At 35.2% G+C, this 9,595-nt stretch carries 9 protein-coding genes and 2 tRNA genes; 2 read left to right on the top strand and 9 right to left on the bottom strand.

Going from position 1 to position 9,595, the window contains the following annotated elements:
* The 6 genes from A194_RS0111645 to A194_RS0111625 form a co-directional block, all read right to left on the bottom strand.
* The coding region (locus A194_RS0111645) for a HAMP domain-containing protein (RefSeq protein WP_017187015.1) at nt 1–724 on the bottom strand (724 nt) is incomplete at its 3' end.
* Nucleotides 725–729: 5 nt separating this feature from the next.
* Entirely contained in the window at nt 730–1,434 is a 705-nt protein-coding gene (gene yycF, locus A194_RS0111640; RefSeq protein ID WP_017187014.1) for a response regulator YycF, read from the bottom strand.
* A 194-nt stretch (nt 1,435–1,628) separates the two neighbouring features.
* Nucleotides 1,629–2,831 (bottom strand): M23 family metallopeptidase, encoded by a 1,203-nt coding sequence (locus A194_RS18285; protein WP_050980519.1) that lies wholly within the window; start codon nt 2,829–2,831, stop codon nt 1,629–1,631.
* Between the two features lie 89 nt (nt 2,832–2,920).
* Nucleotides 2,921–3,202, bottom strand: a complete 282-nt coding sequence (locus A194_RS19455) for a hypothetical protein (RefSeq protein ID WP_050980518.1) — start codon at nt 3,200–3,202, stop codon at nt 2,921–2,923.
* A gap of 297 nt (nt 3,203–3,499) precedes the next feature.
* Nucleotides 3,500–3,575: transfer RNA gene (locus tag A194_RS0111630), tRNA-Phe, on the bottom strand.
* Between the two features lie 159 nt (nt 3,576–3,734).
* A tRNA-Asp gene (locus tag A194_RS0111625) sits at nt 3,735–3,811 on the bottom strand.
* Nucleotides 3,812–4,084: 273 nt separating this feature from the next.
* On the opposite strand from A194_RS0111625, the gene A194_RS0111620 reads away from it, so the two are divergent.
* Together A194_RS0111620 and A194_RS0111615 are read left to right on the top strand one after the other, a co-directional pair.
* Nucleotides 4,085–4,687 (top strand): TetR/AcrR family transcriptional regulator, encoded by a 603-nt coding sequence (locus A194_RS0111620; protein ID WP_017187013.1) that lies wholly within the window; start codon nt 4,085–4,087, stop codon nt 4,685–4,687.
* A gap of 67 nt (nt 4,688–4,754) precedes the next feature.
* On the top strand, nt 4,755–5,726 hold the full coding sequence (locus A194_RS0111615) for an MFS transporter (RefSeq protein ID WP_017187012.1): 972 nt from the start codon (nt 4,755–4,757) through the stop codon (nt 5,724–5,726).
* A gap of 77 nt (nt 5,727–5,803) precedes the next feature.
* On the opposite strand, the gene A194_RS0111610 is transcribed toward A194_RS0111615, so the two are convergent.
* From A194_RS0111610 to rplI, 3 genes are all read right to left on the bottom strand, one after another.
* Nucleotides 5,804–7,090 carry an adenylosuccinate synthase gene (locus A194_RS0111610; RefSeq protein ID WP_017187011.1) on the bottom strand — a complete coding sequence of 429 codons (1,287 nt, stop codon included), beginning with the start codon at nt 7,088–7,090 and terminating at the stop codon, nt 5,804–5,806.
* A gap of 842 nt (nt 7,091–7,932) precedes the next feature.
* The gene (dnaB, locus tag A194_RS0111605) at nt 7,933–9,282 is read right to left on the bottom strand and encodes a replicative DNA helicase (protein ID WP_040402792.1); all 1,350 of its coding nucleotides are present in this window, start codon (nt 9,280–9,282) and stop codon (nt 7,933–7,935) included.
* Between the two features lie 47 nt (nt 9,283–9,329).
* Nucleotides 9,330–9,595, bottom strand: a 266-nt coding sequence (rplI, locus tag A194_RS0111600) for a 50S ribosomal protein L9 (protein WP_017187009.1), incomplete at its 5' end; no start/stop codon positions are given.

Raw genomic sequence — 9,595 nt, 5'->3', positions numbered from 1 at the left:
CTAATTGACCAATCTCATCTTCACCGTAAACATTTACTTTTTTAGAATAATCACCCGTTGCCATTACTTTGGCTTGTCTTCGCATTTCAGTAATAGGTCTAGTAATCGTTCTTGCTACTAATATACCGAGTAACGCCGACACAGTTATAGCGAGTACAGTACCGTTAGCAAAGATTCGGTTAATGTCATTTAATTGTGTGTAGACACCTTCCATTGAAGCTTCTAATGAAAGGGCGCCAACAATTTCATCACCATTTTCTACCGGTGTAGATATAATTAAAGTTCTATGGCCATTTTGAGGGTTATAAACGATATTCTCCTCACGGTTACCAGCAGATAGAGCACGTTGTATTCTTAACTCAGTTGTTCGGTTACCAATATTCTCTCGATCAAATTGACTTGTAGTCCCTAATACACGACTATTGTTATCAATGACTTGAATACCAGTAATATCATCAGAATCAAAGTCATATATAATCGACCTAACATCCGTCTCTATTGAAGGTGAATCATCATCTCTTTCTTCTGTTAATGCTTGTTCAAGGTTATAACTTAATAGTTCAACACGCTCATTAACCGATTCAGTGAAATTTTCTAGCAATTGTGTTTCTAATTGCCTAGCAAAATAAGCACCAATAACTTGAATCGCTATTAACAAAAGAAGAATATAAATGATAATGAACTTTAATTGTATCGACTTAAAAAAGCTTGTGAGCTTTCCCATTTAACCTACTCCTGCTCCGGGTTTCTAAGGTAATAACCGACCCCTCTTCTCGTTACAATCCAATTCGGATTACTTGGGTTTTCTTCGATCTTTTCACGAAGTCGACGTACGGTTACATCTACTGTACGAACATCTCCGTAATAATCATAACCCCATACGGTTTCTAGCAAATGTTCACGCGTCATTACTTGACCAATATGTTTAGCTAAATAAAGTAATAACTCAAATTCACGGTGAGTTAAATCAACTGGTTGGCCGCTACGTGTTACTGAGTAGTTTTCTCTATTAATTTCTAGTTCACCAATTTTTATGTTAGGAATAGACGTCGTCGTATCTTGATCTTCTGTACCACGTCTTCTTAAATTCGCTTTAACGCGAGCAACTAATTCACGATTACTAAAGGGTTTTGTCACGTAATCATCTGCTCCTAGCTCTAAACCGAGCACTTTATCTATTTCGGAATCTTTTGCAGTCAACATAATAATCGGTATTTGGTAGTCCTGGCGAATTTCGCGACAAACTTCCATTCCATCTTTTTCAGGTAACATAATATCTAACAAGATTAAGTCAGGCTCATGTTGTTTAGTTAGTTCAACTGCTTCATTACCGTCATAAGCACAAACAACATCATAACCTTCTTTTTCTAGATTAAACTTTAGTATATCTGCAATTGGTTCTTCATCATCAACGACAAGAATTGTATGTTTCATTGACTGACACCATCCTTACTTAAATTGTCTTTACTTATATTTTATCGTAACTTTATTAAATTGTCTTATTATAACAGTCATATATACCTTTATTATAAGATTCTATACTTATATTAGTATATCCCCCCTTAGATAAAGATTATATGACAAAACCTCTAGCAAGTTCGCTAGAGGTTTTTCTTATAAACTAACTTTTATCGAATATATGGCCCTGGGTCAACTGTTTGTCCATTCTTTTCAACTTCAAAGTGTAAGTGTACACCGGTCGATCTACCTGTTGAACCCATTTGACCAATTGTTGATCCTTGTTTTACCGTTTCGCCAACATTAACATCTATTGATGATAAGTGAGCATATAAAGTACGGTAACCATTGTTGTGATCAATAATAATTCGATTACCATGTCCACCTGAATGATACCCTGCTTCAACAACAACACCGTTATCTGCTGCTAATATTGAGCGATCACTGACACCAGCAATGTCAATTCCATCATGGTGAGAGCCCCACCTAGGTCCATACGTACTCGTAACAGATCCACCTACAGCTGGCCATGTAAAGTCTCCTGTGCCTCGGGATGAGATCACTTTTGTACCTTCCTTAATAATTTCATCACGCGGTTCTTCAATCACTTCTTCTTCGACTAAATTACGTTCTAGTTCTTCACCATTATTCATTGTCACTTCATACGTTAACTCTTTTAAGCCATCTGAACCAGATTGTTCAACTTCTGATTCACCGCGATATAATGAATCAGTCTGTTCGGTAATTGTTTCATAATCTATTGATTCTTCTTCAGTAATTGTTTCAGTGTAAGCTACTTCAACTAATGAACTTAAGCCTGTAACGTTTAATTCATCCCCAACTCTTATGATACTATCTTCCTCAATATCTGGATTAAGGTCAATTAACTCATCCACACTTAAGTCATAATCACTAGCTACAGTACTTAAAGCTTCATTATCTTGTATTTCATGAATTTGTTGTGTCATTGTTCCACGTTCAATCATTTTAGCTAACTGATCTACATTTAATAGTTTATTAGAATCAACTGCTACTTCAGAAAATGTAACATTTTCAGTAAACCCAACGTCTAATACAGTAGAACCATCTTCTAGCTCAATTGATTGTTGATAGTATAAACCATCTTCTTCTTCTAACGTTGAATTAATATTACCTGCTTGAAACATATTTTGTGGTAACAAATCGACTAATTCAGCAGAATGGCCGATGTTTTCTAATTCCTCTTCTAATAGAGAGACTTCCTCATCAACACCATCCGGTAAATACTGAGAAATAACTTGGTTAACAGCTTGATTTGCTTCATCTAGGTTTTTGACGTAACCAATTACTTCATCATTAGCTCTTAATTCAATTGCAGCTGCATCGAAAGTCAACGAATCTTCTAATGCATCTACTACTTCTTCTTGATCCGTGTTAGCTGAGAAGACAAATTCTTCAATGAACTCGACTTCCTGTGACGGTACTAATGTAACTCCACACCTTCTTTTCCTTGTTCTTCCTCAGCCCATTCGTTAATATACTGTTGAACTTCATCTTCATCAGCTACTGTTCCAATGAGTTCATCATCTACATATACGTGATACACATTTGATAGGTGATCATCACTTGAGTCAGCATAAGCTGTTCCTAATACAAGCGTTGCACCTACTATTGATGTTATAGTAATTTTTTTAGCGATTGATTTTTTGAGTATTTTTTTACTTTTATTGACGCTACCTGTTATTAACTCTCTCAAGTCAAACAACTTCTTTTCCCCCAAATTCGACTCTATCTTTTTATCTTTATATTTATTTACAAGTCTACTTATGTTCTAGTTTCTCACAACTAATAATCTACCATACTCGTAAAACAAAAATGAACCTATTTTACTAAGATGTAATCAAATTGTATAGAAGTTAGTAAAAATTTGAAAATATTATAGTCTATTTGTAACTAAAGGTGTAATTATACACTTTTTCGACTTCATAATTTGACAAAGGTTTAAATGTCGAGGGGTGTATTTAACATAAAAAATACACAGTTTTTAAACTGTGTGAATAAATGGTGGCTCGGGACGGAATCGAACCGCCGACACACGGATTTTCAGTCCGTTGCTCTACCGACTGAGCTACCGAGCCGTAATAGTATTAAAATTTATGGGGAGTTCACGCTTACTTGCTTACATTCTTCTGTGCTCACAGATTTGGGTGTTTTCAATGATCTCTGCTTGATCCTAACCACGCTTAGACACCTTACATAAATGGTATAACCAACTCAGTTGTAATTATGTATGATAATGGCGGTCCGGACGGGACTCGAACCCGCGACCTCCTGCGTGACAGGCAGGCATTCTAACCAACTGAACTACCGGACCTTTTGCCGACAGCGTTAATATTACCATAGTCTTAAAAGTTTTGACAAGTTTTTTTGTGATTTTTTAATAAGATAATTCTTTGCTCAGAACTATTAGTTTTAAAAAGTCTCCTAATGTACAATTATATTATACTAAAAATTCATAATTACGAAGAAGAAAACTTGGAAGTGACGTAATTTATTCTCAAATTTATTTCTGTACATTTTCATTTTTGTTTGCTAAAAAGTTTAAAAACGATTGATTAATCAATCGTAAGGAGTGAGCTAAATAATTATGCCTTTATCTGAACAACAGTTACTTAATATGAAAAAGAAAAGAAAGGGAATTCTTGAAGCTGCCACATTTCTTTTTGCAACGGAAGGATTTGAAGGAACAACTATAAAGAAAGTTTCTGAAGTAGCAGGTGTTAGTTTTGGTAGTGTTTTCACATATTTCAAAGATAAAGAAGAGCTTTTTTATACTGCTGTTGTAGAACCTCTTAAAGAATTTTCTGAGGTTGTATTTGATTTTGATACAGATGCTGATCACCCCAAGGAAGAGTTAGAAAATATGATTAAAACTCACATTGAACTTTTTGCAGGGGTTAACAATTACTTAACGCTTGTAGTTCACGTAGTAGGACAGCATCAGAGATACCCTGATATATTTAAAGAGCTAGATGATTTTCATAACGAATTTAGAGAAAGAGTTGGGTTACTTGTAAAGAATGGGCAGCAAAAAGGAATCTTTGTTGAACAAGATCCATTAGTGGTTGCTACTTTATATACCAGTCTTCTAATTGGTATTCGTTTAAATACAACTGACTCTAGATACAGTGAAATGTGGAAACAATATATTTCCTCAGCAGTAAATTTATTCGGACCTATTTATACATAGGTTCTACTTTTTACCACCAATAACGATTGATTAATCAATCGTTTATAAGGGATAAGGGGTGTATAATATGACTATTACTAAATTAAACCCGACAATTAAAATTCGATTGTTTCTTTTATTAATATCAACGGTGTCGACAATGGCGGTACTTCCTTACATAATCATTTATTTTTCGGGACTGGTCGGGACGATTATCACGGGGATTTTGTTTTTGGCAGTAATGTTTGTTAATGTCTTGGGATCTATTTTAGGAGGCTATGTCTCTGACAAAATTGGACGGAAGAGGATAATTCTTTTGTCTGAATTCACTATCTTTATTGGGTTTGTTTTTGCTGCTTTTGCCAACTCCCCCTTGGGCACATTCCCATACGCTACATTTGTTGCGTTTTTAGTTATTCAGTTTAGTACTGGAGTAGGTAATCCGGTTTATCAAGCCTTAATCATTGATATAAGCTTACCTGAAGAAAGGAGGGTTATTTATACTTACTCCTATTGGATAAGAAATATCGGTATTGCAATTGGCAGTATGATCGGTGCTTTTCTTTTTTTTAATTACATTTTCCCTCTTTTTATTGGGGTTGCAGTAGCTTCTTTATGTGTTTTCTTCATCACCCTTTTGTTTATTAAAGAAACTTATACACCTGCCTTTGAAAAAGTGAGAGAGAATAGTTACAAGAGTTTTTTAATGTTTAAGGCTTACATTCAAATTCTCTCACATAGATTCTTCGCTATTTTTTCCATTGCTAGCCTCCTAATTGTATCCGTTGAAGAACAGTTAACTAATTATATAGGGGTTCGTCTCGCAAACGAAATCGAAAACCCTATTCCACTTGCACCTTTTCTTTTAATTGAAATAGATGGGGTTAACCTTCTAGGAATACTTAAATCAACAAATACAATCATTATTGTTTGCTTTACCATTCTTGTTACGCAGCTAATTAAAAACTGTAATGATAGGAGTTTATTGTTAATCGGTTTGATTCTTTTTTTCGGGGCATACACTGTCATAAGCATAAGTACGACACCTTATACGAGCTAATAGGATACATATTTTATTAAAAAAATGAAGCTCCATAAAATATTAGGAGCTTCATACTAATTTTCATAAACTTATAGTTAATAAATCGCATTCCTTACAACTGTTTGTTCACGGTCTGGTCCAACAGAAAAGATTGCAACACGAACGCCTGTCAGCTCTTCAATGCGGTTAATATAACTTTGAGCCGCTTCAGGTAAGTCTTCAAAACGTTTAACCTCTGTTAAATCCTCATGCCACCCTACTAACTCTTCGTATACTGGCTGACATTTTGTTAATTGTTTTTGGCTTGCTGGATAACCTTTAATAACTTCACCTTTAAATTCGTAACCTACACAAATCTTTAATTGATCAATTCCTGTTAACACATCAAGTGAATTTAAAGAAATGTCTGTAATACCACTCGTTCTTCTTGCATGGTTTATAACAACTGCATCAAACCAGCCTACTCGTCTTGGACGGCCAGTTGTTGTTCCATACTCTCGACCTACTTCACGAATTTGCTCTCCAATTTCATCGTGTAGTTCAGTTGGAAAAGGTCCATCTCCAACGCGTGTTGTATAAGCCTTAGAAACTCCAATGACACGATCAATTTTATTTGGGCCGATCCCACTACCTGTCGCTACACCAGCTGCTGAAGTACTTGATGATGTGACGTATGGATATGTACCATGGTCAATATCAAGCATAACGCCCTGTGCACCTTCAAATAAAATATGACGCCCATCTGTTGTAGCTTCATCTAATAATACAGATGTATCAGTTACGTAAGGTGCTAATCTTTCACCATATTGCTTATATGTTTCATAAATCTCTTGAGCATCTAATTTCGGTGCATCATAGATCTTTTCTAATAATTCATTTGTCTGCTCTACCTGTGTCAAAATTAACTCATATAAAGATTCAGGCTCAATTAAGTCAGCAAAGCGTACACCTGAACGATTTACTTTATCACTATAAGCTGGGCCAATTCCTTTTTTAGTCGTTCCAATTTGCTTTTCCTTACCTTTTCTTTCTTCTTGGAGACGATCTAATTCAATGTGATATGGCATAATGACATGTGCACGGTTACTTATTTTTAAATGTTCAAGCGTTAGACCGAATCCTTCTACATATTCCATCTCTTTAATTAATGATTCAGGGTTAATAACCATACCATTACCAAGTAAACAAACTTTATCAGAATTAAAAACTCCTGAGGGTATTAAGTGTAATTTATATGTATCTCCGTTAAACTTTATCGTATGCCCTGCATTATCGCCACCTTGATAGCGTGCTATGACATCTGCTTCTTGTGCTAAGAAATCTGTAATCTTACCTTTTCCTTCATCGCCCCATTGCGTACCAACTACAATCGCTGTTGTCATAAATGGACCTCCTAATATTCCGATAATCATTCAATACAAACTAATATTATCAGTATTGTTCTTTCTTTTCAATCAAAAACCGAATTTATTTAAACTTTAATATACTATCGTACGGTTTTTACAAACAAAGGTGTGTGTTTTTGACAATAGTAGTCTTTACTCATTCTTTATAAATACACAAAAAGAAAGTATCTCTCTTTTAGCCCAAATGTTTCTCACTACTGATCTCTCATTTTATTTATATCTTAACAAACTTAAAAGTTGTAGACCGTCAGATGAGTGGCCACTCAAAGAACCAGACCCACGGGAATAGGACTATGGAATAGCTGTTACTAAAAATTGAACCAAATTATAAACTAGTACCCCATTTAGAATGGAAATTAGATTGGTTTGTGATACCTCAAATGTTAACTATAGAGATAAACAAACAAGTATAAGAGCCATCATTGGCCCTCAAGCTAGTGCGGTCATTCTTTGTTGTCTTTCTAAACTTTCCTCCCAACTACAAAAACTTAAGTAAGACCAATCAATGTGGAAGTGTAGCCTCCCCGATATTAAATTTTTGCTTATTCCCTTTACTCCCACCCAAATAAATAATAGGCATGGGATTTTGATGACAATAAAACACCAATACCATGTCCTACTTCATGAAGTAAGGTACATAAGGGAAAGATCAAAAGGTAAATTAACAAGAGTGTGATTATTTCCTTTCAACTCCATTATTATTTGTCTTCCTAAAAAATAACAGACCTAACTATAATTGTAGGTCTGTTATGTCTGTCTCACTCTATTATATTTCTTTGTTAAATCAACCACTTATAAAGATCCGAGGAATTAATGAATTATGCAGGTGGAATATCAGCATCATCGTAACGCCGGTCTAAATCTACGAACTTATTATATTCCTTAACAAAGGCTAGTTCTACTGTGCCGACTGGACCATTACGTTGCTTTGCGATCAAAATTTCAATAATATTTTCTTTCTCACTATCTTCTTCATAATAGTCATCACGATATAAGAAACCAACAATGTCGGCGTCCTGCTCAATACTCCCTGACTCACGTAAGTCAGACATCATTGGGCGCTTATCCTGTCTTTGTTCAACACCACGAGATAACTGTGATAGTGCAATAACTGGCACTTCAAGTTCACGTGCTAATGCTTTAAGTGACCTTGAGATCTCAGACACTTCTTGTTGACGACTTTCACTGCTACCTGAGCCTTGAATAAGCTGTAAGTAGTCAATCATAATCATGCCTAAGCCTGATTCTTGTTTTAATCTACGACATTTCGAGCGAATTTCATTAATTTTAACCCCTGGTGTATCATCAATGAAAATACCCGCATTAGATAAACTACCCATTGCCATAGTCAGTTTGCTCCAGTCCTCTTCTTCTAATCGACCAGTACGCAAACGTTGTGCATCAATATTACCTTCAGCACATAACATACGGCTAACTAATTGTTCAGCACCCATCTCTAAACTAAATAAAGCGACATTCTCATCTGAATGAATCGCTACATTTTGTGCAATGTTTAAAGCAAATGCTGTCTTACCAACTGAAGGTCTTGCTGCAATAATAATTAAATCGTTCTTTTGGAAACCTGATGTAATTTGGTCTAAATCTCTAAATCCTGTTGCAGTTCCAGTGACTTCTTCATCATGGTGATGGAGCTGTTCAATATTGTCATAAACATTAATTAAAACATCTTTAATATTTCGGAACTTACCCGATGATTTATCTTGTGAAATATCTAATATCGTTTTCTCTGAGTAATCTAGTAATTCGGTTACTTCTTCATTTTCTTCAAAAGTTTTTGTAACAATTCCCGTTGCCGCTGAAATAATCTTTCTTAACGTTGATTTTTCTTCAACGATTTTGACGTAATAATTAATATTTGCTGCAGTTGGAACAGAATGTGCGATGTCAGTTAAGTATGACACCCCTCCAACATCATTTAACAGCTCTGCATCCGTAAGAGCAGTCGTGACTGTAACTAAGTCAATCGGCTCTCCTTTATCCATCAGCTTTAACATAATCTCGAAAATTCTTTTATGACTTATTCGATAAAAATCTTCTGAAGATAACGTTTCACTGGCTGAAACAATTGCATCTGGTTCCAAAAATATAGCTCCTAAAACCGCTTGTTCTGCTTCTATATTATGCGGTGGGGTGCGATCATGCGTCATATCTTCTGCCACAATAGTTCCTCCCTTAAATCGGAGTTCATCTTACGTTATTTTTCTTGCACGTGTACTTTTACAGTAGCTGTTACTTTTGGGTGTAATTTAACTGGTACATTTGTGTAACCTAACGTTCTAATTGGGTCGTCTAATTCAATTTTTCTTTTATCAATTTTAATGTTGTGTGATTTCTTTAACTCGTCAGAAATATGCTTACTCGTTACAGAACCAAATAAGCGACCTGAATCACCTGATTTTGCTGTTAGCTCTACTGTTAGACTTTCGATTGTTTCTTTAAGCTGTTTTGCTTCATCTAATT

It is taken from the genome of Alkalibacillus haloalkaliphilus C5 (assembly GCF_000269905.1).
In the GTDB taxonomy this organism is placed as follows: domain Bacteria; phylum Bacillota; class Bacilli; order Bacillales; family Alkalibacillaceae; genus Alkalibacillus; species Alkalibacillus haloalkaliphilus_A.
Note: the sequence above shows the minus strand (reverse complement) of the source record. Positions and strands in the feature narration are given on the sequence as shown.